Consider the following 26,329-nt stretch of genomic DNA (forward strand, 5'->3'; position numbering starts at 1 on the left):
GCTTACCGCAGCGCGGAGAAGGCTTCGTCGATCCAGGCCCTGGTATTGGCGGTGACTGTATCGGCGTCCAGAAGCAGAGCGGGATCGGGATCGATCATGGCGTCAAAGCCCTCATCGAGGCCGCCTTCGGGCTCGGTGACCGGATACATCCAGTTGGTTTCCGGAATCGCGGCCTGTGCGGCGGGCGACACCAGATAGGCCAGGAACTGTTGCGCCAGATCCTGATGCGGGCTGGAGGCGAGAATGCCGGCAACCTCGATCTGGGTGTAGTGCCCGGCGTCGAACTTGGCCGCGCGGTAACGGTCTTCGCCCTCGGCGACGACGTGATATGCAGGCGAAGTGGTGTAGGACAGAACCATATCGGCCTCGCCGGCGAGGAACAGGTCGTAGGATTCCGACCAGCCGTTGGTCACCGTCAGAATGTGGGGCGCAAGACCCTCCCAGACAGAGAGCGCATCGTCGCCATAAAGCGCCTTGATCCAAAGCACCAGCCCCAGGCCCGGTGTCGAAGCGCGCGGATCCTGGATGACGATCTTGAAATCGTCCGGCAGGGCGATCAGTTCCTCAAAGCTGGACGGCGGCGTCGAAAGCTCCTGCGCGTCATAGACGAAGGCGAAGTAGCCGTAGTCGAAGGGAACGAACACCGGATCGGACCAGTCGAGCGGAATGTCGAGATCAGGCAGATCGAGCCCGTGTTCAGCGAAGAGGCCCGTGGCCATGCCTTCACCGATGGTGGCGGTGTCGAGGCCGAGAATGATATCGGCCTTCGTCGAATCGCCCTCCAATTGAGCGCGACGCAGCGAGCCGATCGAAGAATCGGTGGCGACGATATCGAGCGTGCAACCGCACTGCTCTTCAAAGCCGGCCTTGAGCTGCGGGCCCGGGCCCCAATCGGCGGCAAAGGCATCATAGGTATAGACGGTGAGGGTGGGTGTATCCTGTGCGGTGGCGGGCAGCGCGAGCGCTCCCACAACAAGGGCGCACAGGCTCGTCTTGATCGGATCAACCATGGAAAGTCCTTTCGTCGCGCGCAATGAGCGCGCCAAGCAGGTTGTCGCGGTCGGTGTGGACGAGAAGAAAGGCATGGAATGGCGAAGCCCGAAGGCCCTTGCCATCTCGAACTTCCTCCGCCAGCATGACCTGGTTCAGGTTCTATGGGTTTTTCTCAGCCCATCCTTTCGGACAGACACCCCAGCGAGACGAGGCGAGACTACAGGCGTGCAGGCTCCAGTGCAAGGGAGGGCGACAGGTGACGCCCTGCCACTGAAATTCAACGGTATTTTGCTGATCGCCGGAGCGGGGACGGTCGAGCGCGACCTGCTCGTGAAGCTGGCCGATCGGGCGGAGGGGCTGGTCGGCGCCGATAGGGGCGGTGACCTCTTGATCGAGGCCGGCCTGGTCCCGGACGCGGTAATCGGCGATCTCGATTCGGTTGCCGATCCGTCCGGTTTTCCGGGGCGCACCCGGGTGATCGCCCTGCCCGAGCAAGACACCACGGATTTTGAAAAATGCCTCTATTGCACGAGTGCCCCGGTGACGGTGGCGCTGGGCATGACGGGCGAGCGGTTCGATCACACGCTGGCTGCGCTGCACGTGGTGGCGCGCTACGCCGCCAAGGGGCGGCGAATCGTGCTGATCGACGAGCATGATCTGGCGTATGGGATTGCCGGTTCAATGCGCATTAGGGTGGGAAAGGGAGCGCGGATATCGATCTATCCGCTGGGCCGAACGCGGTTTTTGCGCTCGACAGGCCTGCTCTATCCGCTCGACGGGCTGGAGATGGAGCAGGGCAAGGCGATCGGGACATCCAATCAGGCGATTGCAGATGTTATTTCCATCGAGGTCGCGCCAGGGGTGCAGGACCCCTGGTTGCTGATCCTCGATCGCGGGCTGCTGGACCCGGTTCTTGCCGGGATTTTGGAGCAGCCCGGATCATAGCCGGCCTGGGGCGAAACCCTTTTCAGTCCGACGCTCTATTCCTCGTTGCGGACAACGGGGGACGCGAGCACCTTGTCGACGCGGCGACCGTCCATATCGACGATTTCGAGCCGCCAGCCATCGGCTTCCAATGATTCACCCGTGGTTGGCAGGTGCTGCAGCCGGTCGATGACAAAGCCAGCGAGCGTTTGATAGTCGCGCTTTTCGGGCAGCAGCAGGCCGAGGCGATCGGCGAGATCATCGGCAGTCAGACTGCCGGCCAAAAGCCATGAGCCATCATCGCGCTGAATAGCCTCGTCGGCTTCGCCCTCTTCGAGATCGGAACGGAACACGCCTGCTATGGCTTCGAGCAGATCAGACGGGGTGACGATGCCCTCGAAGTGGCCGTACTCATCGAGCACCAGCGCCAAAGGAAAGTCAGAGCGCCGTAGCATGTCGAGCACGTCGAGCGCGCCGAGCGTATCGGGTACGATCTGCGGCTTGTGGAGCAGGCGGCGCAGGGCAGCGTGATCCTTGGGTTGGGTCGCAAGAAAATCCCGCAAGACGAGAATGCCGATAATGTTGTCGAGTTCACCACTTGAGACTGGCAGGCGTGCGTGGCGGGCCCGGACCAATTGCGCGCGGATTGTTTCGAAATCAGCATCGAAATCGATCATCTCCACGTCGGTACGTGGGGTCATGATCGCCCTTGCGCGCCGGTCGGACAGCCGCAGGACGCCCGCGATCATGCGCTTTTCATCGCGTTCGATGACGCCGGTTTCGGCAGCTTCCGCGACCAGCGACTTGATCTCTTCTTCGGTGACCTGTTCCTCGTTGGTCTCGCTCATGCCCATGAGACGGAAAATCATCCGCGTGGAGGCGTCGAGCAGCCAGACGACCGGCGAGGCGATTTTGGCCAGCACCGCCATCGGAGGCGCCACCGTACAGGCGAGCGCTTCCGGCCGGCGTAGGGCGAACTGTTTGGGAACAAGTTCACCGACAACCACCGAAAGATAGGTGATGATCATGACCACGCCGCCATACCCCATGGCAGAGGCAGCGGCAGGCGGCAGACCGGCATCGGAAAACACTTCGGCGAGTGATCCGCCGAGCGTCGCACCGGAAAACGCGCCGGCAATGATGCCGATCAGCGTGATTCCAATCTGGACGGTGGACAGGAAACGGCCCGGATCATCTGCGAGCTGGACGGCGGCGGAAGCTCCGGACTGGCCCCGTTCCGCCATGCTGCGCAGAAGGGGCCGACTGGCGGAAACTATGGCGAGTTCGGACATGGCGAACACGCCGTTAAGCAGGATCAGGCCTGCAACGATAGCTATTTCTATCATCTGGAACGGCCCGGTTAAATCCGGACCGATTTCGTCCTTGGGTCAGTTGCACCGGCTGCACAATGGGGCCAGACGGAATTTACGTCAATGCGCCTGTTCGCGCGCGGCCTCTTGAACGGCATCTTGCACCTTTTCAAAGGCGCGGACCTCGATCTGGCGGATGCGCTCACGCGAAACTTCGTAAACCTGGGCCAATTCCTCCAAAGTGGAGGGCGTTTCCTGCAAACGCCGGGCTTTGAAGATGGCGCGTTCGCGATCATTCAGCACGTCCATGGCGCCTTCGAGCATCTCCATCCGCTCGTTGAACTCCTGGTTTTCCCCAAGAATTTCTTCCTGATCGGGCGTGTCATCGATCAACCAGTCCTGCCATTGGCTGGCGCCTTCATCGGCGCGCATGGGTGCGTTGAGCGACGCGTCGCCGGTCAGCCGCTGGTTCATCGAGACCACGTCATCTTCGCTCACGTTGAGGGTGGTGGCGATATGCTTGATCTGGTCGGGATGCAGGCTGCCATCATCAAGCGCCGCGATCTGTCCCTTGATGCGGCGCAGGTTGAAGAACAGCCGCTTCTGGGCTGCGGTCGTGCCGATCTTGACCAGCGACCACGAGCGCAGGACGTATTCCTGAATCGACGCGCGAATCCACCACATCGCATAGGTTGCGAGGCGGAAACCCTTGTCTGGTTCAAAGCGCTTCACGGCTTGCATCAGGCCGACATTGCCCTCGGAAATCACTTCCGAGATCGGCAGGCCATAGCCGCGATACCCCATGGCAATCTTGGCCACGAGCCGCAGGTGCGACGTGATCAGCTTTTGGGCAGCCGCGGGATCTTCATGCTCCTTGTAGCGCTTGGCGAGCATGAATTCCTCGTCAGCGTGCAGCATGGGAAACTTGCGGATTTCCTGAAGATAGCGATTCAGTCCGCTTTCGGACGAAAGAACCGGAAGATTACTTTGGGCCATTTATAGCACCCCCTTTTTCTTGCGCACCCGGTTACAACGGCATGCTCACCCTGCGTCGCCCGGCCAGCGGCACGGCGCAGGATACACCACAGTGTACAATATAGGTCAGATTTGGGCGGTTTCATCCCCTCGCGTCAATTTGGTCACGAAGGGGCATCCATCCCTTGAACGCTTCACACCCGGTTGGGTTGCGTTTCGCCGGTGCGGCAGTTAGACAGAGGCGTCCACAGGGGTGCTCCGCAAGGGGCTGAGATGCGGCAATGGCCGCGAACCCTAAAGCTGATCTGGATAATGCCAGCGGAGCGAGATGGAAATGCATCATAGCATTGCCACGTCCTTTTGTCCTGTTTCTCGCGTCATAGCGCGGCGAAAGCCTTATTTGGCGCGCTTTGGGCTGCCTGGCATCCGGGTCGATTTCATGAACCGACTATCATCAGGATGCAGTCATGTCCTTTACTTGCTATCTTCCAGCAGCGGCGCTTGCGCTTGGTCTCGTTTCAACTCCGGGTGTTGCAGCTGAACCGGTTTCTGTGACGCTGGACTGGACGCCCAACACCAATTTCGTCGGGCTGTACGTCGCTCAGGCGCTCGGCCTTTACCAGGAGGCGGGGCTTGAGGTGACCATAGCGCCCTTCGCGTTCGGCCAGCCCAGTGGCGACATCGCCGCTTTCGGCGTTCTCGATTTCTATACCGCCCGGGCCGCCGGGCTCGACGCTGTCGGCGTTTATGCCGTGATCCAGACCGAAACGGGACGGCTTGCCTATGGGGGAGAGGGGATATCCGGGCCGGCTGATCTGGCGGGCGGGGTTTACGGCGGGTTTGGAACGACGTGGGAAAAGGCGATCCTCGATACCATGATCGCTCACGATGGGGGGCAGCCGGACTACGAAGCGGTGACGCTCGACGGCTCGGTTTATGATGCGCTGCGGGCCGGGGACATCGACTTCACGCTGGATGTGCTCACATGGCAAGGCGTTGAAAACGCGCTTGCTGGCCATGCGGTCGAAGCGTTCCGCTATGCCGATTACGGCGTGCCGGATCAGCATACGATCATTCTGGCCGCCGACGAGCGCTTTCTGGCCGAACGCCCCGACGTTGCGCAGGCGTTCATCACCGCGACCAAGGCCGGGTATGAGCATGCGGTGGACCATCCTGTGGAAGCGGCGAACATGCTGATCGAGATGGCACCGGAACTGGCGCAGGCCGATCTGGTCGAGGCCTCGATGCGGGTGATGATTGAGGGACACTATCTGGCGCGTGAGGACGGCACGATCGGGCTGTTTGATGCGCAGATGATGGAGGCGCTGGGCGCGTTCCTGTTTGACGCCGGAGCGCTGGTCGATGCAGAGGGGCAGGCGCTGCGCGAAAAACCTGATTTCTCCAGCTATTACACCAATCGCTATCTGGACTGAGCGGAAAGCGCAGTCCGCAGGGCATCCAGGTCAGCGGGGAGGGGAGCCTCAAAGCGCATCTCCTCCCCGGTGGCGGGATGGGCAAAGCCGAGGAGCGCGGCATGGAGGGCCTGGCGACGCAGCGTTCGCAGCGCGGTCTGCGCGGGAGGGGGAAGTGTGTTGATCTTGGTGGCAAAGCCAGATCCGTAAACCTCGTCTCCGAGCAACGGGTGGCCGATATGGGCCAGATGGACGCGAATCTGATGGGTGCGCCCGGTCTCCAGCCTGCACGAGAGTTGTGAAACCGCCCAGCGGTCGGCGGCGAAGCGATCGTCGACCCGGTAATGGGTGATCGCCTCGCGGCCATCGCGGTCAAGCACGGCCTGTTTGAGCCGGTTATGCGGATCGCGGCCAATCAGGGTTTCCACCGTCCCGATCAAGGGGTTTGGAAGGCCCCAGACGAACGCCGTGTAGCCGCGCTCCAGCGGGCCGGTTCGGCCATGGTCGGCGAACTGGGCAGCCAGCCCATTGTGGGCGGTTTCGGTCTTGGCGGCGACCATTACGCCAGAGGTGTCCTTGTCCAGCCGGTGGACGATGCCGGGACGTTTCACGCCGCCGATACCGCGCAGGCTGTCGCCGCAATGATGGATGAGGGCGTTGACCAGCGTGCCATCGGGATTGCCGGGGGCAGGATGAACGACCATGCCGGCGGGCTTGTTAATGACGATCAGGTGGTCGTCCTCATAGAGGATATCGAGCGGGATGGCCTGTGGCTCTGGTTCGGCTTCAACGGGCTCGGGCGCGGCGAGGGTGATGGACTCGCCCAGCCTTACACGATATCTGGGCACATCGACGGTCGCCCCATCGATACTGACCGCATCGGAGAGGATCAGGTCCTTGACCCGGTTGCGGGAAAATTCGGGGAAACGGGCGGCCAGAAACGCATCGAGCCGCATTCCAACCTCGCTGTCGAGGACGGTAGCGTCGAAACTTTCCAGCTGGATCGGACCCTCTGCCATGACGCATCCCCAGGACAACTACGAAAAGGACGAGCCGCTCAGTGCCGAAGCCGAAGCCGTGATGGCCAAAGCCCGGCGGCGTGCGGGGCTGTCCATGCTCGTCATGATGCTGGGCTTTATGACGATTGCCATCGTGGTTGTCTATCGCTTGTCAACGATGGGGTCGGGCATCGAGCAACGTTATGCGCTTGAAGAGGTTGTCATCCCGACAGGCGCAGAGGTGGTGTCGGCGCAGGTGCAGGATGGGCTTGTTACCATTGTTTATGCCCTAGACGGGGGCCAGACCCTGCGCATATTTGATGGCAAATCCGGAGAATTGGTGCGCGAAATTCCCGTCGTTGAACGCTGACCTGCTTTAGCAGTCAGGCACCGCAACGCTGAGGCCGCCGAGCGACGTCTCCTTGTAGCGCTCATCCATGTCGCGCCCTGTCTGGCGCATGGTTTCGATGCAGGCATCGAGCGGCACCACGTGGCTGCCATCGCCTTGCAGGGCCAGGGACGCGGCGGCCACAGCCTTGACGGCTCCAAGCCCATTGCGCTCGATGCAAGGCACCTGCACCAGTCCTCTTATGGGGTCGCAGGTCATGCCCAGATGGTGTTCCAGCGCGATTTCAGCGGCGTTCTCGATCTGGGTATTGGTGCCGCCCAAAGCGGCGCACAGGGCCGCTGCGGCCATCGCAGAGGCGGAGCCCACCTCAGCCTGGCAGCCGGCTTCAGCGCCTGAAATCGAGGCATTGTATTTGATCAGGCCCCCAATCGCTGCGCCAACCAGCAGCATGTCGGAAATCCTGTCACGGCTGGCTCCGGGGACATGCGAAAGATAATAGCGCAGGACAGCCGGAAAAACCCCGGCGGCACCGTTGGTGGGGGCGGTGACCACCTGCCCGCCGGCGGCGTTCTCCTCATTGACCGCCATGGCGTAGGCCGATAGCCAGTCCATCGCCGAATGCAAGGGGGCGTCGTTGGCATTGGCGCGTTCGGACAGGCTGTTAAAAATGGTGTGGGCGCGGCGTTTGACATTCAATCCGCCCGGCAATTCGCCCGTTGCCCGCAATCCCCGCTCGATACAGGCATCCATCGTCTCCCAGATGCCGAGCAATCGGTGTGTGAAATCCCCCTCGGCCAGATGGGCGCACTCATTGTGGCGCTTCATCTCGGCAATCGACAATCCGGACGCTTCGCCCATCTCCAGCATCTGGCGCGCGGTCGAGAAGGGAAACGGGATCGCGTCCGGCTGATCGTCTGCGACATCGGCGGCGATTTCCGCCTGGGTCATGATGAAGCCGCCCCCAATGGAAAAGTAGGTTTCCTCTGCAAGCATCGAACCTGCGGTATCGAGCAGGGCAAAGCGCATGCCGTTGGGATGGGCGTCGAGCCGGGTCTTGCGATCGATGACCAGGTCGGCTTGAGGATCGAGAGCGATGGTCTGGCCGGATGGCAGGGTGAAGGAGCGCACAGCGCTGAGTTGCGTGAGAGCCGCCGCGGCCTGGGCCTGATCGTAGGTAGCAGGGGCAAAGCCGAGGCAACCGGCAAGGACGGCGGCATTGGTGCCGTGGCCGATACCGGTATAAGCCAGCGAGCCATAAAGAGTTATGCGCAGCCGGGCTCCGTGGCGTGGAGCACTCTCGGCGTGGTCGGCGAGAAAGCGGGCGGCGGCCAGCATCGGTCCCATGGTGTGGGACGACGATGGTCCCACGCTGATCTTGAACACGTCGAAGACCGATACGAACATGCCGGCCTACCCCTCCAGCGAATGCATCGTTGGCAGGAAGGAATAGAAAATTTTTGCGCCCGTCAAGGGCACGGGCCGGGTATCGTTTTCCGAATGCCGCGCGTTATCCGCTAAGCGGCTAAATTTCGCCCATGCTTACGCGAAAATGTTTCAGATGGCGGTGGCGGGAAGCAAGGTGGGGAGCCGGGCAGCGGCGCAGTCGGACGAGTGCGCCGCCTTTCATCGATCAGCGGCGGTAGCGCAGGCGTCCGATCTCGTCGAACTCGGCCTGCTCGCGCTTTTGCTGCTCTTCCTTTTCGCGTGCGGTTTCGCGCGCATCGAGCAGTTCGACCTTCTTGAGGTCTTCAATAGCTTCGGCCAGTTCGTCCTGGGCCGCTTCGAGCTTGCCACGCATGTCACTGGCGGACGTGAGAAGATTGTCGCGGCGGGTGATGGCGGCCTTGGCAAAAGTCGAATAGGCAAAGTGCGCCACATCCGAAATGCCGGTCTTTTTGTGCTCGATTTCGATCTGCTGGTCGAGTTCGGCGGCCATGCGCTCGAAATCGGCGACCATGGTCTCGATCTGCAAGACCTGACGGCGCTTTTCGTCCACCTGAAACTTCTTTAGGCGAATCAGGCTCGCGCTCTTGGACTTCATGACTTGTACTCCTTACACATCAAGCCGCGTCGCCCGCACCCATCGTCTCCAAAATCGCCGCCAGCAGATTATAGCCGTCGGCAATTGTGGTTCGCTCATCCGATTGCTGGCTCAAAAACGCCTCCAGCGCCGGGTTGAGCGCGATGGCTCGGTCAACCTTGGGATCTGATCCTTTGCGGTAAGCCCCCAGCCGGATCAGTTCCTCCATGTCGGCGAAAACCGACATCAGTTCGCGCGCCCTGCTCAGCGTGGGCCGGACATCCTCCGGCACGCATCCGGGCATGGTGCGCGACACGGACCGAAGCACATTGACGGCAGGATAGCGCCCCCGCTCGGCAATAGCTCGCTCCATGACAATGTGGCCATCAAGAATGCCCCGAACGGCGTCCGCGATGGGTTCATTGTGATCATCACCTTCTACCAAAACGGTAAATAGACCGGTAACGGAGCCGGAATCGACGAGACCGGGCCCGGCCCGCTCCAAAAGACGCGGCAGTTCGGCAAAGACGGTGGGCGGATAACCCTTTGCGGTGGGCGGCTCGCCGGTGGCAAGGCCGATCTCGCGCTGGGCCATGGCAAACCGGGTCAGACTGTCCATCATGCACAGCACGCGCATGCCGGCATCGCGGAAAAATTCGGCGAGCGTAAGGGTGAGGTAGGCCGCCTGGCGGCGCATCAGGGCCGGTTCGTCGGAGGTGGCGACAATGACAATCGCCTTTCTCATCCCCTCCTCGCCAAGCTGTTCGGTAATGAATTCCTGAACTTCACGGCCACGTTCGCCGATCAGTCCGATGATCGATACATCGACGTCGGTGTTGCGTGCCAGCATGCTCATCAGCACGGATTTTCCGACGCCGGACCCGGCGAAAATTCCCATCCTTTGACCTTCACAGCAGGTGGTGAAGGTGTTCAGGCACCGTACGCCCAGATCGATGGGGTTGCCGACGCGGCCCCGCTCATGGGCGGGAAGCGGCAGGTTGCGCAGGCCATAGGGTTGCGCGCCACGGGCCAGAGGGGCGCCGCCATCGATCGGTTGACCCTCGGCATTGATGACCCTGCCCAGCCAGCTGCGATCAGGATAGACCGCACCATCATGGCCGGCAAAAACCGCCTTGCATCCGAGGCGCACGCCTTCGACCGGCCCGAACGGCAGGCACAGGGCGAGGCCGTCGCGGAAGCCGATGATTTCGCAGGCGAGACTGCTGCCGGTCTGGGTCTCGATGGAAACGCGACCGCCCACGCGCAATTCGCGCACCGGGCCGACCACCTCGATCAGCAGGCCCTGCACGGTCTTCACGCGACCGAAAACCTCGATCCCGTCTATCGCGTCAATGTCTGCGATCAGCGACTGCACAATGGCTCCGGCGATGGCCTGCGATTCGCACCCTAAGCGGCCACATTGGTAACTCATCCTTAAGCTTAAGGCGATATTGCCATGTGTTGAGCAATTTTTTTCGCCGCCGCTGGCGTGCGCCCGCTTTTCCCCGTCAGTATGGTTTCAGTGAGTCCGGTGAATCGCTTGTCAGCCTTTCTTAACGTTATGCATTAAGAAAAATTAGGATTGTTTTTCCTTTAAAAACAATGACTTAGCGTAATATACAGTTAATTTCTCTCGCATATTGCCCGACCGAATTAAACTTTGTTAACTAATTGCTGTTAGCTTCGAATCGTACCCAGTAGGGTTTGGTTAAGGGTGGCGGGGCGAGCCGTGCACCCGGTCCCAGCAGGGGACTTTTTGGATTTTAAGGGGATTGGCATGCGTGTGCTCTTGATTGAGGACGACAGCGCGACAGCGCAGAGCATTGAGTTGATGCTCAAATCCGAGAGTTTCAACGTATATACCACCGACCTCGGCGAGGAAGGTGTCGATCTGGGCAAGCTGTATGATTACGATATCATCCTGCTTGATCTCAATCTGCCGGACATGAGCGGGTATGAAGTGCTGCGCACGCTACGCGTTGCGAAGGTTCAGACCCCGATCCTGATCCTGTCGGGCCTGGCAGGGATTGAAGACAAGGTTCGCGGCCTGGGTTTCGGGGCCGACGACTACATGACAAAGCCGTTCCACAAGGACGAGCTGGTCGCCCGCATTCATGCGATCGTGCGCCGCTCAAAGGGGCATGCGCAGTCGATCATCACCACTGCCGATCTGGCGGTGAACCTCGATACCAAGACGGTGGAGGTCGGGGGACAGCGGGTGCATCTGACGGGCAAGGAATATCAGATGCTGGAACTGCTCTCGCTGCGCAAGGGCACGACGCTGACCAAGGAAATGTTCCTCAATCACCTGTATGGTGGGATGGACGAGCCCGAACTCAAGATCATCGACGTGTTCATCTGCAAGCTGCGCAAGAAGCTTTCGACGGCGACGGGTGGCCGGAACTACATCGAAACGGTGTGGGGCCGCGGCTATGTGCTGCGCGAACCGGAAGACAGCGAGCTGGCTGAAAGCGCCTGATCGATATCGACAGGTCTGTTTGAAAGGCTCCGTGCGACAATCCCCGCACGGAGCCTTTTTATTTTTGCAATGCCCCTAAGCCTCTGATCTCAATCAGCGATCTTGCGGTAGAGATGCCAGGTGGCGTGCCCGAGGATGGGCAAAACGATCGCCAGTCCCACAAATAGCGGCAGCGACCCGACGACCAACAGCGCGATGACAAACAGCCCCCAGGCCAGCAGGGGGACAGGGTTTGCAGCGAAGGCGCGGAGCGACGCGCCGATGGCCCGACCTGGGCTTCCGCCCTTGTCGACAAGCAGGGGGAAGGCGATGGAGGTGGTGGCCAGGACCACCAGCGCGAATCCCACGCCGACCAGATTGCCCCACATAAGCAGCGACCAGCCATGGGGGGTGGTGAAGATATCCCGCAGCAGGGCCGAGAGGTGTTCGGCGGGCTGGGGGGCGAAGTAAAACGAGTAGAGCGCACCGGCGGCGGCGATCCAGAACGCGAAGAGAATGGCCAGAAAAGCGCCGATAACCACCATCGAGCCAATGGCAGGATGGTGAATGATATCAAGGGCGTAACGTGGGTTATCGTCCTCCCCATCCTCGCGGCGACGGCTCAGTTCATAAAGGCCGATGACGGCGATGGGGCCGACGAGGGCGAAGCCGATGGCGAGGGGATAAAGCAGCGGGAAGGTGACCGCTCCGGCGCTCCACACGGCGATGACGATGCCGACGGCGGGGTAGATGAGGGCGACGAACAGGTAGTGCGAGGGGTGCCGCCAGAAATCGGAGGCCCCTTCCGAGAGCGCGTCGACAACGTCGCTGACGGTTATCGTATTGATATATATATGAGTTTCGTTGGCTGCTGCAAAGGCAGGGTCGGTGTGGGCAGGCATGCTGACCTCCTTGTTGCAAGGAGCGCGGGTGCCGTACGGAGCCCCAAAAACGCAGGCACGTCACGCCTTTAGCGGACGGTTCCCGGAGGGGAAATGCCAGCATCCGGGAAACGGATCCAAGCACCATCTTAGCTCAAAACAGCCAACCATGGCCAAAGCTTTATGAGAAAATGAGTGGACTTGTGACCAGTCAAGCAGCCAGTTGGCCTAAAAATCAGACGAAGGGTTGGAATTTGGCTTCCAGCATGGCCTGATCGAAGGGCTTGAGCATGTGATCGTTGGCCCCGGCCTTGCGCGCCATGGCGATGTGCCCGATGTCGCGCTCGGTGGTGCAGTAGATGACCGCAGGCTTATCCCCGCCCGCATAACCACGCAGGGCCTTGAGAAATTCCAGACCGCCCATGACCGGCATCTGCCAATCGAGCAGGATCACATCGGGCATTTCCCGCGTGCACTTGTCATAGGCGTCCTGACCGTCCTCGGCTTCGTCGACGACAAAATCCATATCTTCGAGAAAACGCCGCGCAACTTTGCGGATGATGCTGGAATCATCGACGATGAGGCACGATTTCATGACGTTGGCTTTCCCCCACGCACCGGACAGCACCAGTCTAGCCGGGCAATGGTTAGCGAATGGGTAACCACGAGCCCGGTGCGGAGCGGCCATGTACCGTTATCGGGTTTCGAGCCTAATCGATATCGTGGGGCAGGGGATCGGCGGTGAAGCGCAGGGCGTCGCCATCGAGGACGAGGTTGAGCCCCATATGGGAAAGCCGTGCGAGAAGACCGGTGTAATAGGGCTGGATGCCGCGCGCATCGACCGTGCCATCCTCGGGCGTGGCCGCCAGCAGGCCCTGAACCGCGTTAGGGATGAGTGTCTTGGGGCCGGTCGCGGTGATGGTGAAGCGCTCACTGCCCGCTTCGCCCTCGACCTCAACGGTGACGGTGCCGCCGCGCGGCACACCCGCCACAGCGATCAGCAGCATGTTGAGCAGCATCTTCGCCTTGTTCTTGGGCAGCAGCATGGGGGTGACCTTCCACTCAAGGTCGGCCTTTTCGCCAGCCATGAGCAGGGAAGAGACGCGCTCGGCCTCGCGGGTATCGATATCGGTGCCGGCGGTGGAGGACGCGCCAAAAGCGAGGCGGGCGAATTCGAGCTTGGCCCGGGCCTGACGCGTCGAGTTCTCGATCAGCTCCTTGGCAAAGGCCTGCATCTCGGTCTGTGTCGGGTCGGCAAGCACCTCAAGGCCGTTGCCGATGGCGCCGACCGGGTTGATGAGGTCGTGGCAGACGCGCGAGCACAGCATCGCGGCAAGATCGGCAGCTTCCAGTTCTATAATGCTTGTCATGGCCGGTTTTGCCTTTCGCGTTCAGACAGAATCAATTTGGCAGCACTTTACAGTGCAAGTGAGGCGGAGCAACGCCAAGGCGCGGCCCGCAAGGGGTTGCGCCCAGCTATTGTGGCGCGGAGGCGCGCCGGTCGGGCAGTGGATCCCAATGCCCGAAGGCGTCGGCGAGGGCGGAAGCCGGTGCAAGGTCGAAGGCCGCCCGGTTTCCGATGGAATAGAATAACATGAGGCGTCCCCCGACGACGCGAAAAATCTGCGGATTGCTGCGCGCAAGATAGCCGCGCGCCATGGCCATGGCGCAATGGCCGCCAAACAGGGGAGCGTAAATCTCGGGATTGGAGATAAAAACGTCGCGATTGGCGGCGGAGGCGAAATACCAGGTCGCTTCGTTCCACTCATATTCATACAGCGAGGTGCCCAATACCGCCGCATCCTCGGTGAAATAGGCAACAGGATCGTAACCCGATATGGCAACGCCGCGCAGGCTGTCGGTCACCACCGACTTTTCCTGGCCCGGGGCCGCACCGGCAAAAACCAGGCCGCACACCAAGAGGAAATAAACAGCGTAAGACTTTGTAAGGGTTAAGATTTGTTTACCTATTTGCCACATTATCGCTCATTGGACCGCTATGCTGATGGGGGCGGACGGGTCGATCCTAGCGCAGGGCCGTTTGGCCTTGGTTAACCCGGTACGCATATCGCGAAATCGAACGCGCGAGTTGGGAGCACAAAGGTAATGATGAATCGCTTCTTGGCAGCATTGGTTCTGGTGGGCGGATTGTTTGCGGGCGCACTGCCCGCGCAGGCCCAGCAGAGCGGGTCGCTGTCCGAAACCTATTCGAGCGAGGAAATCCTCTCGGCCGGTCACCAGTTCTTCGGATCGGTCGCCCAGGGGCTTGCCTCGGTGATTGAGCAGGCTTTTGAGCGCTATGGCCAGCCCAATGCGTATATTCTGGGCCAGGAAGGCGGCGGGGCACTGTTCATCGGCGCCAAATATGGCGACGGCACCATGTACACCCGCAATGCCGGGACCCATCAGGTGTTCTGGCAGGGCCCGAGCCTGGGCCTCAATATCGGGGCCGATGGCAGCCGGGTGATGATGCTGGTCTATAATCTGCCTGCGGTAGAATCGATCTATGACCGCTATCCGGGGGTCGAAGGCTCGATCTTTGCGGTGGGCGGGATCGGCATGACCGCGCTCAAGCTCAACGATGTCTATATCGCGCCGATCAGCGCCGGAGTGGGGCTGCGGGCCGGGGTGTCGGTGGGCTATCTGAACTTCACCCGCGAGCCGACCTGGAACCCGTTCTAAGGAGTTCTGCGCTCAGTTCGGGTGTGGTGTCGGGGGCGCAACTGCGCCCCCATACCTTTTGATGACGGAACTCTCCCGATCAGGTAAGGTTACCATCAACACAGACTGGCGCTGCGCGTATGGCAACGTCAAACTACAATGATGGTGACGTTGCCGGGACGCTGCACCGGTCGCGTTTCGTGAATGAGACTTCCCGCGAGGGGAGAGGCGCATGGTCATAGAGAACGCAATGTATTTCGCGCTGGGCTCGCTGGCGGCGGGGCTGGTGGCACTTGCCATCGGGCCGGCTTTCTGGCGGCGCGCGGTGCGGCTGACCCGGCGCAGGATCGAAGCGGCAACCCCGGTGACGCTGGCCGAATTCCGCGCCGACAAGGATAATCTGCGCGCCGAATTCGCCATTGCCCTGCGCAAGAAGGAATTGCGGATCGAGGCCTTGCGCGAGCAGGTGGTGGCGCGGGCCGTGGCGCTCGACGCGGCGACCACGGAACTCGCCGCGCTGCGGACCGAGCGCGATGAGCAGTTTGCCGCCATCGGGCTTCTGCAAACCCGCGAACAGGAACTGGTGGCGCATGTGCGCGACCTCGAACGCGACGGGGCGGCGCTGGCGGCGCGGCTGCGACAGGCCGATGCCGACTATACCGATATCGACCCGGAGCTGATGCCCGAAGCGATCGAGCCGGTGAGCGCCGGGCAATTGACCGGCGATTACCGCGCCGATGTCGAGGACCTGCTGACCGCGCTCACCATCGAACGCCAGCGCAACACCTATCTCGAAGAACAGGCCAAGATGCTGCTGGCGCGGCTGGAAAAGCGCAAAAAAAGCGGGATCAAGGACGAGGCCGTCGCCATGTTGCGCGACACGCTGGCCCGCAACGACCCCGACAGCGAGGCGCGAGTGGATTTGCGTCGGGCCGAGGCGCGCATTTCCGGGGCGGAAAGCCGCCTCAATGCGCTGTTGTCGGACACCGGGGCCGACGAGGCGGGCGCGGGCCAGAGCAATGGCCACACGCGCCATCTGGCGCAAGACCTGTCGCTGGATGAACAGGCGGAACGGCTGCGCGGCGACGTGGAAGGGCTCAAGGGAGCAATCATGGACGATTGGGACACCGCGCGGTTCGACGCGGACGCGTTGCGGCAGCGGCTGGCCGAGATTGCGGTGGACGTATCGCGACTGGTCTATGCCGGGGATGCCGAGGACGAAACCGAACTGGCGGAAAGCCTGTTTGACCGGGTGCGCAAATTTGCCGCCGACGGGTTGGAGCTCGACCTGCCGCCGCCATCGGAGGCGACCGGCACGGGGGCGGTGTCCGAGCGGCTGGCCTCGCTGGGGAACCAGCAGGGGCATTAGGGACCGGATTTCCGGTTTTGATGCGCGACCAAACGCGCTTTAGAGCGCTTGACAAGACCTCTCTGGGTCGGCCAGCCGGGCCTTTTCGCCGCCGGACGGCGTTGCCGCCGATGCTTTGGCATCGGCTGTGTTCGGCGTCTTGCCGGACAGCAAAAATCCCTCGCCCGGCCTCAGCCCCGAGGCTTTGCCAGGCGCTCTTAGTGCAGTTCCTGACGTGGAGGGGTGGAAACGCGCAAGAGCGGTTCCATTCCAATCGGCGGCTCCGGCGGGGCAGGATATTTCCCGCGTTCAAGCGCGCGCAGCATGGCGCCGTCTTGGTTCGCCCCCACCGCAAGCGTAAAATCTGCCCAAGGTTCATGGGCCGCGGACCGCTGCGGCCATCGCTAGAGGCACATCATGTCATCTTCATCTCTTTCCGCTCGCGGACGGCGCCAGACGCCGCTTTACGCGTCCTTCGGATTTCAGGTTCTCGTCGCGCTGGTGATCGGGCTCGTTCTGGGGCTGGTCGCCCGCCAGATGGGCGCGACCGAGGCCGGGCCGAACTGGCTGGTCCAGACGCTTTCGACCATCGGCTCGTCGTTTGTGCAATTGCTGCGCGCCATCGTGCCGGTGCTGATCTTTACCGCCATCGTCGCCTCGATCGCCAATCTGCGCGAATTGAGCAATGCGGCGCGGCTGGTGTGGCAGACGCTGTTGTGGTTCGCCATCACCGCGCTGATTGCCGTGGTGATCGGCATCGCGCTGGGGCTGATCATCCAGCCGGGGCTGCATACCGGCGTGACCGAGGCGGCGGCGCGCCTGCCCTCGCGCACCGGCTCGTGGCTCGATTTCCTCACCGGGCTGATCCCTTCCAACATCCTTGGATTGCAGGCTTCGACATCTCTGCGTGACGGCGGGGCGTCGACCAGCCTCAATTTCAACGTGCTGCAGATTCTGGTGATTTCGATCGCGGTGGGGATTGCGGCGCTCAAGGCCGGGGATGCGGCCAAGCCGTTCCTCGATTTCAACCGGGCGTTCCTGAAAATCATCCACAAGCTGCTGTGGTGGATCATCCGGCTGACGCCGATTGCAACCGTGGGCCTGCTGGGCAATGCGGTGGCGGTGTATGGCTGGGAGACGCTGGCGCAGCTGGGCTGGTACGCGGCGGCGATCTATATCGGCCTCGCCATCGTGCTGCTGGTGGTTTACCCGGCGCTGCTGATGGCCCACGGGCTCAACCCCATCCGCTATTTCCAGGGCGCGTGGCCGGCGATCCAGTTCGCGTTCGTGTCGCGGTCGTCCATCGGGACGCTGCCGATCACCGAGCGGGTGACGGAAAAGAACCTCGGCGTGCCGCGTGAATACGCCAGCTTTGCCGTGCCGCTGGGCGCGACCACCAAGATGGATGGCTGTGCCTCGATCTATCCGGCGATCTCGGCGATCTTTGTCGCGCAGTTCTTCGGTATCCAGCTGGGCTTGCAGGAATATCTGCTGATTGCGTTCGTGGCGGTGATCGGTTCGGCGGCGACAGCCGGGCTGACCGGGGCGACGGTGATGCTGACGCTGACGCTGTCGACACTGGGGCTGCCGCTTGAAGGCGTGGGGCTGTTGCTGGCCATCGACCCGATCCTCGACATGGGCCGCACGGCGGTCAACGTTGCCGGGCAGGCGCTGGTGCCCACTCTTGTCGCCAAGCGGCAGGGCATCCTCGATCAGGCGGTCTATGACGCGCCCGAGGATATCGACTCGCTCGATATCAGTCCGCAGGCGGTGCCGGCGGAATAAACAGCAAGGGGGCCGATTGGCCCCCTTTTTTGTTGTTCAGATGCTGCCGACGGTGCGCAGGCGGATGCGGGGGTGGACCTCGTTCTGGCTCATCACCACGGTCTGGGGGCGGAAACGTTCGATGATGGCGCGGACGTGGGGGCGGATATGGGGCGAGGTGATCAGCACCGGGATTTCGCCCATCTGCGCCGCGTTCTCAAAGCCGCTCTGGATGCCGGCGATAAATTGCTGGAGCTTGGACGGGGCCATGGCGAGGTGGCGCTCATCGCCTTCACCGACCATGGCTTCGGCGAAATCGCGCTCCCAGTTGGGCGAAAGGGTGAGGAGCGGCAGGTTGCCATCCATGCCCAGATTGGCGGCGCAGATCTGACGGGCGAGGCGGGCGCGGACGTGCTCGATGATCTGGCCGGTGTTGCGGGCCGATCCGGCGATCTCGGCGATGCCTTCGAGGATGGTGGGCAGGTCGCGGATCGAGACGCGCTCGGCCAGCAGGCCCTGAAGCACGCGCTGGATGCCGGAGACGGAAATCAGCGCTGGTACGATGTCCTCGACCAGTTTCTGCTGGTCCTTGTCGAGGCCCGACAGCAGCGACTGGACGTTGGCGTAGCTGAGCAGATCGGCGGTGTTGGCTTTCAGAACTTCGGTGAGGTGGGTGGAGATCACCGTCGAGGGATCGACAATGGTGAGGCCGTGGACCTCGGCCTCGTCGCGCAGCGCGGCGTCGATCCAGGTGGCGGGCAGGCCGAAGGTCGGCTCGACGGTGGCGCGGCCCGGCAGGGTGATGGCGTTGCCATAGGGGTCCATGACCATGAGCTGGGTGGCGTGAACCTCGCCCGCGCCGGCTTCGACTTCCTTGATCTTGATCTTGTAGAGGTTGGGTTCGAGCTGCATGTTATCGAGAATGCGCACGGCGGGCATGATGAAGCCCAATTCGCTGGCCAACTGGCGGCGCAGGGCCTTGATCTGTTCGGTGAGCCGGTCAGTGCCGGTATCGTCCTCCTTGACCAAGGACAGCAGTCCATAGCCCAGTTCGAGCTTGAGTTCGTCCATGCGCAAACTGTCGGTGATCGGCTCTTCGGCGGGGCCTTGCGCGGTGGCGCGCGCCACCTGATCGGTAATGGCGGCCTTTGCGGCTTCGGCCTCTGCGACCTTACGGCGGCGGGCGGTGGTCCAGGCCAGATAGCCCACGGCACCGCCGATGCTGACAAAGGGCACCAGCGGCATGCCGGGAACCAAAGCCATCAGAAACATCACGCCCGAGCTCATGCCCAGCGCCACCGGATAGGAGGTGAACTGGGTGGCCAGCGCCTTGTTGGCCGAACCGGTGACGCCGGCCTTGGACACGAGGATACCGGCGGCGGTGGAGACGATGAGTGCGGGAATCTGGCTGACCAGACCATCGCCGATGGTCAGAAGCGTGTAGTTGGCCCCGGCCTGAGCGAGGGGCATGCCCATCTGCATCACGCCGATGATGATACCGGCGATGACGTTGATGAAGGTGACCAGCAGCGAGGCAATGGCGTCGCCGCGCACGAATTTGGACGCGCCGTCCATGGCCCCGAAAAAGGAGCTTTCGTCTTCAAGATCCTTGCGGCGGCTGCGGGCCTCTTCCTCTTCGATGAGGCCAGCGGAGAGGTCGGCGTCAATCGCCATCTGCTTGCCGGGCATGGCATCGAGGTTGAAGCGCGCCGAAACCTCGGCGATGCGGCCCGAACCCTTGGTGATGACGATGAAGTTCACGATCAGCAGGATCGAAAACACGATGATCCCGATGACGAAATTGCCCCGGGTGACGAAATTGCCGAACGCCTCGATCACCTGACCGGCGGCATGGGTGCCGGTGTGGCCATCGCCCAGAATGAGCCGGGTGGAGGCAAGGTTGAGGGCCATGCGCAGCATGGTGGCGACCAGCAGCACGGTGGGGAACGAAGAAAATTCGAGCGGGCGCTGGATGAACAGCGCGGTCATGAGGATCATGACCGAAAAGACAAAAGAGAGGGTCAGCAGCAGATCGAGGATGATGGCCGGCATCGGCAGGACCAGCACGGCGATGATGCCGATAACACCGATGGCCAGCCCGGTGTTGGACTGGCGCACGATGTCGAAAACAGAATTGAGGCGGCCCATGGGCGAGGGGGAAACGGCGCCTTGCGTGGTGTCGGTCATGGTCTGCTGAGGTGTTCCAGAAAGATCGGGAGAGCGTGTCGCGGCGCCCGGGCTCACGCTCCGGGGCCGACCCGGAGCGGTCGGCGATGGAGGCGTGAGGGGCGCCGCGATGCTCATGCGGCGCTGTAGCGGTTACGAGGCGCTGGATCGCCCGGATCGGGGACCAATCCCGCGCCCGTTGGGCGCTGTTCGCCGGGAGCGGGGACAGGCACGCCCTCATCGGCATATTGATTGAGCTTGTTGCGCAGGGTGCGGATGGAAATTCCCAGAATATTGGCCGCATGGGTGCGGTTACCCAGGCAATGACCAAGGGTGTCGAGGATCAGGTCCCGTTCCACATCGGCCACGGTGCGCCCGACCAGCGAGCGCGAGACGGCTTCGGCGGTCTGGGCGGCCTGAGTGGCCAGGGAGTGGCTGGCGACCGCTTCGGACAAGCCGGTGCCATCGGGCATGCGGATGGCGTCGGGCTCGATCACCTCGCCCGAGGATAGCAGCACCGCGCGGTGCAGGGTGTTTTCCAGTTCACGCACGTTACCCTGCCAGGGGGCCTTGAGCAGTTCGTCGCGGGCGGCGGCGGAGAGAACCCGCTGGGTGAGGCCATTGGCTGCGGAATAGCGGGCGACGAAATGCTCGGCCAGCGAGACGATATCGCCGGGGCGTTCACGCAACGGCGGCAGCTTGAGGTTGACGACGTTGAGGCGGAACAACAGGTCTTCGCGGAAGCGGCCTTCGCGCACTTCGGTGGCAAGATCGCGGTTGGCGGTGGCGAGGATGCGAATATCGACGGGCACCGGACGCGCGCCGCCGACGCGGTCGATCACCCGCTCCTGAATGGCGCGCAGCAGCTTGGCTTGCAGGCGGAAATCCATTTCAGAGATTTCATCGAGCAGCAGGGTGCCGCCATTGGCCTCTTCGAACTTGCCGATGCGGCGGGCGATGGCCCCGGTAAACGCACCCTTTTCATGGCCGAACAGTTCGGATTCGAGCAGATGTTCGGGAATGGCGGCGCAGTTGATGGAAATGAAAGGCCGGCTGGCGCGCTTTGAGCGGGCATGCACATATTTGGCCATCACTTCCTTGCCGGTGCCGCTTTCGCCGGTGATCAGCACCGAAGCATCGGACCCGGCGATCTGGTCGGCCAGTTTGACGACCCGCGCCATGGCCGGATCGCGATAGAGAAAATCCGAGGATTCGCGGGCAACGGCGGCGATGACGGCGGCGATCAGCTCCGCATCCGGGGGGAGAGGAATATATTCCTTGGCCCCGGCGCGGATGGCATTGACGGCGGCGGCGGCGTTGGTTTCGGTGCCGCAGGCGACGACGGGAATGTGGATGCGCTCGGCTTCCAGCGCGGCGATCAGCGCGGGAATATCGACCATCACATCGACGAGCAGCAGATCGGCACCCTTGCCGGAGCGCAGCGAGGCCAGGGCGACCTCGATGGTTGCAGCCTGAGCGACCTTGGCGCCCCCATCCATGGCCATCTTGCTGGCCTGGCTCAACTGCCCTTCAAGGGCGCCGATGATCAGTAAGCGCATGTCGTAGTCTCCTTGCCGGTTGGTGGCTGCAAGCGTCAGCCGGCCTTGATGATTTCGGTCATGGTGACGCCGAGGCGTCCCTCGACCAGGACGATCTCGCCGCGGGCGACGAGCCGGTCATTGACGTAGATATCGATGGCTTCGCCCACCTGCCGGTCGAGTTCGACAACGGTGCCGATGTCCATCTGCAAAAGCTTGGCCACGGGCATCTTGGTGCGGCCGAGCACAACGGACAGGCGCACCGGCACATCGAACACCGCTTCGAGGTCGGAGGCGGATTTTTCGCCCGCCGCAAGGTCGCCCTTGTCCACATCGGCCAGCATTTCTTCAAAGGACATGCCATCGGAAAGCGTCTGGGTGTCGTTGTCGCCAGCGGCCATGGTCATTCTCCCTCGTGGGCGCCGCGCGCCGCCAGATAGGCGGAGATGCGGGTGTTGATTTCACTGGAAATGGCGTTGATATCGCGCACGAGGCCGCCATCGGCCCACTCGATCCGGCCATCGCCCAAGCCGATCTCGGGATCACCCAGAACCACGAGACGACCGGAAAATCCGGTGATCTTCATGCGCTCTTCGGTGATGGATTTCATCGCGTCGCACAGGTCGGGGTGGCAGCGGATGACCAGATGGGGCGGGTTTTCGAGCGAGGCGAGGCACTCGGCAATCAGCGCCGCCAATTCGGCCTGGGGCTGGCGGGCGATCAGGTGAGCGGCGAGGGTGCGCCCGACCGAGGCGGCCAGATCGACCGACTGGGCCAGATGGCGCTGTTCATACGTCTCGATTGTCCGGACCAATTGCGCGGCGCGTTCGGCCAGCGCTTCGGCAGCGGCGGCGAGGGCGGTGCTGGCCTGTGCTTCGACAGTGGAGCGTCCGGCGGCGAGGCCTTGCTCATATCCCTGCGCGCGGGCATCGGCGACGAGGCGCTCGACCTCGTCCTCGGGCAGCGCCCTGCTGGGCGGCGGGGTGCCGGCCAGATCGAGATCGAAGGTGAATTTATGGGCGACGCTCACAGGATCATCTCCTCATCGGCCTTGCCCTTGTTGATGACGATTTCGCCGCGCGCCGCCAGATCCTTGGCGGTGTTGACCAGACGGCTCTGGGCCTCGTCGACGTCCTTGAGGCGCACCGCGCCCATGGTCTCCATGTCGTCGCGCATCATGTTGGCGGCGCGGGCCGACATATTGGCAAAGAAGAAGTCGCGCGCACCCTCGGAGGCGCCCTTGAGCGCGAGGGCGAGCTCGCGCTTGTCGAAGGCCTGAAGCAGGGTCTGGATGGCGGCGGATTCGAGGCGGCTGAGATCGTCAAAGGTGAACATCAGCGCCTTGATGCGGTCAGCGCTGTCGCGGTTGACGTCTTCGAGCGCCGTCATGAAACGCGCTTCGGTCTGGCGATCGAAGGCGTTGAAGATATCGGCCATCTGCTCGTGGCTGTCGCGGCGCTGGGTATGGCTGAGGGTGGACATGAATTCGGTACGCAGGGTGGATTCGATTTTTTCGAGAATCTCCTTTTGCACGGGATCGATGGACAGCATGCGCTGCACCACGTCGAGGGCGAGCTCTTCGGGCAGCACGGAAATCACCCGGCTGGCATGCTCGGGCGAAATCTTGGTGAGGACGACAGCGATGGTCTGGGGATATTCGTTCTTGAGATAGCTGGCGAGGATATCCTCCTGAACGTTGGAGAGCTTTTCCCAGATGTTGCGACCGGCGGGGCCGCGGATTTCCTCCATGATCTGCTCGACGCGCTCCTGGGGCAGGAACGAGAGCAGCAGACGTTCGGTGGTATCGGTATTGCCGGCCATGGTGCCGGTGGACGAGACACCCATCACGAATTCTGCGAGCAATTCGTCCAGCATCTGCTGGGTGATGGGGCCGAGCCGGACCATGGCGCGCGAGAGGACGCGGATTTCCACCTCGTCGAGCTCTTCGAGGATGGGGCGGCCGAAATCGGGGCCGAGGGCGAGCAGGAGGGCGGCGGCCTTCTCGTCGCCGCGCATTTGGCGCTGGGTGGCATCATCGCCCACCTGAAGCCCTTGCTTCATGGAGTCGGAGGGGGCGAGGGAAAAATTGTCGGGTTGGGTGAGCGCCATGGTGATCCTAAGCCGCTTCGCTCAGCCAGTCGCGGATGATCAGCGAGGCCTGCTTGGGGTTTTCATCGACCAGTTCGCCGACCATTTTCAGGGTCTTGATCTGGGACTCGCCGAGGGACTTTGCCTGCTCCATCCACGCTTCGGTGGCGGATTCGCGGGCGCGGGCATCGGCGATGGGGTCGAGGTCTTCGTCCACGAAGTCCTCGGGCACGCTGGCGGCCTGGGGCAGGGCGAGGGGCTGGGGCTCGGGGGCGAGAACCTTGCGGACCAGCGGGCGCATCACAAACAGCATCAGCGCAAGGGCGATCAGCAGCGTCACGGCCATTTCGGCGAACTTCATCAGATCGTCGCGGTTGAAATCGAACAGGCCGGGAGCTTCGGTGCCTGCTTCGATGCCGGGGCGTTCGGCGAACTGCATGTTGACGACTTCGATCTGGTCGCCGCGCGTTGCGTCGAAGCCCATGGCGGTGCGCACCAGCGCGGTGATCTGATCGAGCTCGGCCTGGCTGCGGGGCTCATAGGCGGCATTGCCGGCGGCGTCATGGGTATAGAGGCCATCGACCACCACGGCGACCGAAAGGCGCTTGACGGCACCGGCCTCGGTGATCTGGGTCTCGGTGGTGGAGGAAATCTCGTAGTTGAGGGTTTCTTCGAGCGCGGAGGAGGCGCTGTGCATGCCGCCCGAGGCCGCGCCGGGCTGTTCGCTGGCACCGGGCAGTTCATTGGCGACGGTGACCTGGCCGGAATTGGCGGGGCCGTTGGTTTCATCGCCGGTTTCGACGGTTTGCGACGAGCGCACGACCTGGCTCTCGGGATCGAAGATCTCCGAGGTGCGGGTCGAGCGGTTGAGGTCGAGTTCGGCGGAGACCTGCACGCGGGCGCGGCCAAGGCCGACGACGGAGGCGAGCAGTTCCTCGATACGGGTGCGCAGGCGGTTTTCGATGCCCAGCGTGCGCTCTTCCATGGCCTGAGCGGTGACCGAGATGTCATCGTCGCCCGAACCCGAGGCGAGCAGGGTGCCGGAGCTGTCGACGATGGAGACAGCGTTGGGCGACAGCCCCTCGATGGCGGAGGCGACCAGATGCTGGATGGCGCGGATTTCGCCCGACGACAACTGGCCGCGCACGGTCAGAACGATCGAGGCGGAGGGCTGCTGGATATCGCGGCGGAACAGTTCGCGCTCGGGCAGCACCAGATGCACCCTTGCGTTCTGGACGCGGTTGAGCGCGCCGATGGTGCGGGCCAACTCGCCCTCAAGGGCGCGGACATGATTGATGTTCTGCACGAAGCTGGTGGCACCCAGCGTGGACTGATTGTCGAAGATCTCGTAACCGACCTGGCCGCGCGAGGGCAGGCCGTTCTGGGCCAGCGACATGCGGATGGTGGTGATCTGGTCACGCGGGACGAGGACGGTCGCGCCTTCAGAGCGGATCTCATAGGGCATGCCCATGCCGTTGAGCTCGGCAATGATGGCGGCGGAATCGTCGAGTTCGAGATTGGTATAGAGCGGGGCAAGCTGGGGGGCGGTGGAGCGCACGATGATGAGGGCAAAAAAGCCCAGCAACATGACGGCTACCACGACCATGGCGGCGATACGCGCGACGCCGAGCTTGCTCAGCAGTTCCCCCAGTTGATTCACGCAGTACCCTCAGCCGGTCACTTTTGCCACGGGCGTTTCACTCTGGAAACGCAAAGGCTGCCAAATCAGCGAGCCACTGGGCAAAATATGCCTAGCCTATGGTAAACAAGGTGTTAACCGGCTGTCCCACAATGCGAATAACGCACGCAATCGGAGGCGCAAAGACAGGGAAACAGGGCGGAAAAACACAAAACCCGCCGCGAATGCCGCAGCGGGTTTTGGGCTGATAAGCCGTAAAGACAGGGGAAAGGCGGAGGTCAGCCTTCCCGGTAGTGCTGAATCCAGGTGGTACGCAGGCCAGCCAGACCATGCTTGTCGATCGCCGCCTGCCAGTTGAGGAATTCATCGACGCTCAGGGTGTAGCGTTCACAAGCCTCTTCGAGGCTGAGAAGCCCGCCCCTTACGGCGGCCACAACTTCCGCCTTGCGGCGGATCACCCAGCGTTTGGTATTGCTGGGCGGCAGGTCGGCAATGGTCAGCGGACTGCCATCGGGACCAATCACATACTTTACGCGCGGACGCATCTGTACGGTCATTCTACTCTCTACTCAAACCTGACCATAAGCAGCATTCACACTAGCGTGCGGCGCTTAAAAATTGGCTAAGCGGAAGCTTACAAGCGGTTAAGAGAACATGCAGAATGCCATGGCAAAACGCACGAAACGGCGTTGATTCACAGGTTTGGGTGCCACAATGGCAAGCTTGCCCGCGGCTCCTGCTCCGCAGCGTGGTAGCGCCTGATGCTGGCGGGGTCGCTTTTGGCAGTTCAGCAGCCCCCCTCATC

General features: G+C 62.4%; 25 protein-coding genes and 2 riboswitches. Of the genes, 7 read left to right on the top strand and 18 right to left on the bottom strand.

The genetic code is table 11. The features are described 5' to 3' along the window. Positions 1-2 precede the first annotated feature (2 nt). Positions 3-1,010 carry a thiamine ABC transporter substrate binding subunit gene (gene thiB, locus VNS12_RS02640; protein WP_325486288.1) on the bottom strand — a complete coding sequence of 336 codons (1,008 nt, stop codon included), beginning with the start codon at positions 1,008-1,010 and terminating at the stop codon, positions 3-5. 95 nt (positions 1,011-1,105) lie between these two features. After that, a riboswitch (TPP riboswitch) is annotated at positions 1,106-1,204 on the bottom strand. A 14-nt stretch (positions 1,205-1,218) separates the two neighbouring features. Here thiB and VNS12_RS02645 point away from each other — a divergent pair. Beyond that, the gene (locus tag VNS12_RS02645; protein WP_325486289.1) at positions 1,219-1,938 is read left to right on the top strand and encodes a thiamine diphosphokinase; all 720 of its coding nucleotides are present in this window, start codon (positions 1,219-1,221) and stop codon (positions 1,936-1,938) included. Positions 1,939-1,973: 35 nt separating this feature from the next. Here the strand turns inward: VNS12_RS02645 and VNS12_RS02650 are convergent, their stop codons facing one another. Together VNS12_RS02650 and rpoH are read right to left on the bottom strand one after the other, a co-directional pair. After that, the gene (locus VNS12_RS02650) at positions 1,974-3,263 is read right to left on the bottom strand and encodes a hemolysin family protein (protein ID WP_325486290.1); all 1,290 of its coding nucleotides are present in this window, start codon (positions 3,261-3,263) and stop codon (positions 1,974-1,976) included. A gap of 84 nt (positions 3,264-3,347) precedes the next feature. Next, complete coding sequence (rpoH, locus tag VNS12_RS02655; protein WP_325486291.1) at positions 3,348-4,223, bottom strand: RNA polymerase sigma factor RpoH; 876 nt, start codon at positions 4,221-4,223, stop codon at positions 3,348-3,350. A gap of 218 nt (positions 4,224-4,441) precedes the next feature. Beyond that, a riboswitch (TPP riboswitch) is annotated at positions 4,442-4,547 on the top strand. A 122-nt stretch (positions 4,548-4,669) separates the two neighbouring features. On the opposite strand from rpoH, the gene VNS12_RS02660 reads away from it, so the two are divergent. Beyond that, positions 4,670-5,635: an ABC transporter substrate-binding protein gene (locus tag VNS12_RS02660; protein ID WP_325486292.1), complete on the top strand. Its 966-nt coding sequence runs from the start codon at positions 4,670-4,672 to the stop codon at positions 5,633-5,635. Here the strand turns inward: VNS12_RS02660 and VNS12_RS02665 are convergent. Further along, positions 5,623-6,633, bottom strand: coding sequence for an RluA family pseudouridine synthase (locus VNS12_RS02665; protein WP_325486293.1), 1,011 nt, complete (start codon positions 6,631-6,633; stop codon positions 5,623-5,625). The two genes, VNS12_RS02660 and VNS12_RS02665, sit on opposite strands and share 13 nt — an antisense overlap. Between VNS12_RS02665 and VNS12_RS02670 the strand changes: the two genes are divergently transcribed. Beyond that, a complete protein-coding gene (locus VNS12_RS02670) occupies positions 6,632-6,982 on the top strand; it encodes a DUF6476 family protein (RefSeq protein WP_325486294.1) in 351 nt (116 codons plus the stop codon). The genes VNS12_RS02665 and VNS12_RS02670 overlap by 2 nt on opposite strands. Positions 6,983-6,988: 6 nt before the next feature. On the opposite strand, the gene VNS12_RS02675 is transcribed toward VNS12_RS02670, so the two are convergent. From VNS12_RS02675 to fliI, 3 genes are all read right to left on the bottom strand, one after another. Next, entirely contained in the window at positions 6,989-8,365 is a 1,377-nt protein-coding gene (locus VNS12_RS02675; protein ID WP_325486295.1) for an L-serine ammonia-lyase, read from the bottom strand. Positions 8,366-8,591: 226 nt separating this feature from the next. After that, positions 8,592-9,002, bottom strand: coding sequence for a flagellar export protein FliJ (fliJ, locus tag VNS12_RS02680; RefSeq protein WP_325486296.1), 411 nt, complete (start codon positions 9,000-9,002; stop codon positions 8,592-8,594). 19 nt (positions 9,003-9,021) lie between these two features. Beyond that, positions 9,022-10,356: a flagellar protein export ATPase FliI gene (fliI, locus tag VNS12_RS02685; protein WP_325486297.1), complete on the bottom strand. Its 1,335-nt coding sequence runs from the start codon at positions 10,354-10,356 to the stop codon at positions 9,022-9,024. Positions 10,357-10,758: 402 nt separating this feature from the next. On the opposite strand from fliI, the gene ctrA reads away from it, so the two are divergent. Then, a complete protein-coding gene (ctrA, locus tag VNS12_RS02690; protein ID WP_325486298.1) occupies positions 10,759-11,460 on the top strand; it encodes a response regulator transcription factor CtrA in 702 nt (233 codons plus the stop codon). 89 nt (positions 11,461-11,549) lie between these two features. Here the strand turns inward: ctrA and VNS12_RS02695 are convergent, their stop codons facing one another. The 4 genes from VNS12_RS02695 to VNS12_RS02710 all read right to left on the bottom strand — a co-directional run bounded on the left by VNS12_RS02695 (position 11,550) and on the right by VNS12_RS02710 (position 14,189). Further along, positions 11,550-12,341, bottom strand: coding sequence for a DUF2189 domain-containing protein (locus VNS12_RS02695; RefSeq protein ID WP_325486299.1), 792 nt, complete (start codon positions 12,339-12,341; stop codon positions 11,550-11,552). A 214-nt stretch (positions 12,342-12,555) separates the two neighbouring features. Beyond that, on the bottom strand, positions 12,556-12,915 hold the full coding sequence (locus VNS12_RS02700; protein ID WP_325486300.1) for a response regulator: 360 nt from the start codon (positions 12,913-12,915) through the stop codon (positions 12,556-12,558). Positions 12,916-13,030: 115 nt separating this feature from the next. After that, entirely contained in the window at positions 13,031-13,690 is a 660-nt protein-coding gene (gene chpT, locus VNS12_RS02705) for a histidine phosphotransferase ChpT (RefSeq protein WP_325486301.1), read from the bottom strand. Between the two features lie 106 nt (positions 13,691-13,796). Further along, complete coding sequence (locus VNS12_RS02710; RefSeq protein ID WP_325486302.1) at positions 13,797-14,189, bottom strand: YHS domain-containing (seleno)protein; 393 nt, start codon at positions 14,187-14,189, stop codon at positions 13,797-13,799. Between the two features lie 237 nt (positions 14,190-14,426). On the opposite strand from VNS12_RS02710, the gene VNS12_RS02715 reads away from it, so the two are divergent. From VNS12_RS02715 to VNS12_RS02725, 3 genes are all read left to right on the top strand, one after another. After that, positions 14,427-15,002 (top strand): DUF1134 domain-containing protein, encoded by a 576-nt coding sequence (locus tag VNS12_RS02715; RefSeq protein ID WP_325486303.1) that lies wholly within the window; start codon positions 14,427-14,429, stop codon positions 15,000-15,002. Positions 15,003-15,213: 211 nt separating this feature from the next. Then, complete coding sequence (locus VNS12_RS02720) at positions 15,214-16,350, top strand: coiled-coil domain-containing protein (RefSeq protein WP_325486304.1); 1,137 nt, start codon at positions 15,214-15,216, stop codon at positions 16,348-16,350. 396 nt (positions 16,351-16,746) lie between these two features. Continuing rightward, the gene (locus VNS12_RS02725) at positions 16,747-18,114 is read left to right on the top strand and encodes a dicarboxylate/amino acid:cation symporter (RefSeq protein WP_325486305.1); all 1,368 of its coding nucleotides are present in this window, start codon (positions 16,747-16,749) and stop codon (positions 18,112-18,114) included. 36 nt (positions 18,115-18,150) lie between these two features. Here VNS12_RS02725 and flhA read toward each other — a convergent pair whose 3' ends face one another. The 7 genes from flhA to sciP all read right to left on the bottom strand — a co-directional run bounded on the left by flhA (position 18,151) and on the right by sciP (position 26,081). Then, on the bottom strand, positions 18,151-20,280 hold the full coding sequence (flhA, locus tag VNS12_RS02730; RefSeq protein ID WP_325486306.1) for a flagellar biosynthesis protein FlhA: 2,130 nt from the start codon (positions 20,278-20,280) through the stop codon (positions 18,151-18,153). Positions 20,281-20,393: 113 nt separating this feature from the next. Continuing rightward, the gene (gene flbD / locus VNS12_RS02735; protein ID WP_325486307.1) at positions 20,394-21,818 is read right to left on the bottom strand and encodes a sigma-54-dependent transcriptional regulator FlbD; all 1,425 of its coding nucleotides are present in this window, start codon (positions 21,816-21,818) and stop codon (positions 20,394-20,396) included. A 35-nt stretch (positions 21,819-21,853) separates the two neighbouring features. Next, positions 21,854-22,141, bottom strand: coding sequence for a flagellar motor switch protein FliN (gene fliN / locus VNS12_RS02740; protein WP_325486311.1), 288 nt, complete (start codon positions 22,139-22,141; stop codon positions 21,854-21,856). 59 nt (positions 22,142-22,200) lie between these two features. After that, positions 22,201-22,827: a FliH/SctL family protein gene (locus VNS12_RS02745; protein ID WP_325486308.1), complete on the bottom strand. Its 627-nt coding sequence runs from the start codon at positions 22,825-22,827 to the stop codon at positions 22,201-22,203. Then, on the bottom strand, positions 22,824-23,906 hold the full coding sequence (fliG, locus tag VNS12_RS02750; protein ID WP_414693046.1) for a flagellar motor switch protein FliG: 1,083 nt from the start codon (positions 23,904-23,906) through the stop codon (positions 22,824-22,826). The genes VNS12_RS02745 and fliG overlap by 4 nt, the downstream gene beginning before the upstream one ends. A 7-nt stretch (positions 23,907-23,913) precedes the next feature. Next, positions 23,914-25,545: a flagellar basal-body MS-ring/collar protein FliF gene (fliF, locus tag VNS12_RS02755; RefSeq protein ID WP_325486309.1), complete on the bottom strand. Its 1,632-nt coding sequence runs from the start codon at positions 25,543-25,545 to the stop codon at positions 23,914-23,916. Positions 25,546-25,802: 257 nt separating this feature from the next. After that, the gene (gene sciP, locus VNS12_RS02760) at positions 25,803-26,081 is read right to left on the bottom strand and encodes a CtrA inhibitor SciP (protein ID WP_116654789.1); all 279 of its coding nucleotides are present in this window, start codon (positions 26,079-26,081) and stop codon (positions 25,803-25,805) included. Between the last annotated feature and the right edge of the window lie 248 nt (positions 26,082-26,329).

The organism is Pelagibacterium sp., from assembly GCF_035555455.1.
Classification (GTDB): domain Bacteria; phylum Pseudomonadota; class Alphaproteobacteria; order Rhizobiales; family Devosiaceae; genus Pelagibacterium.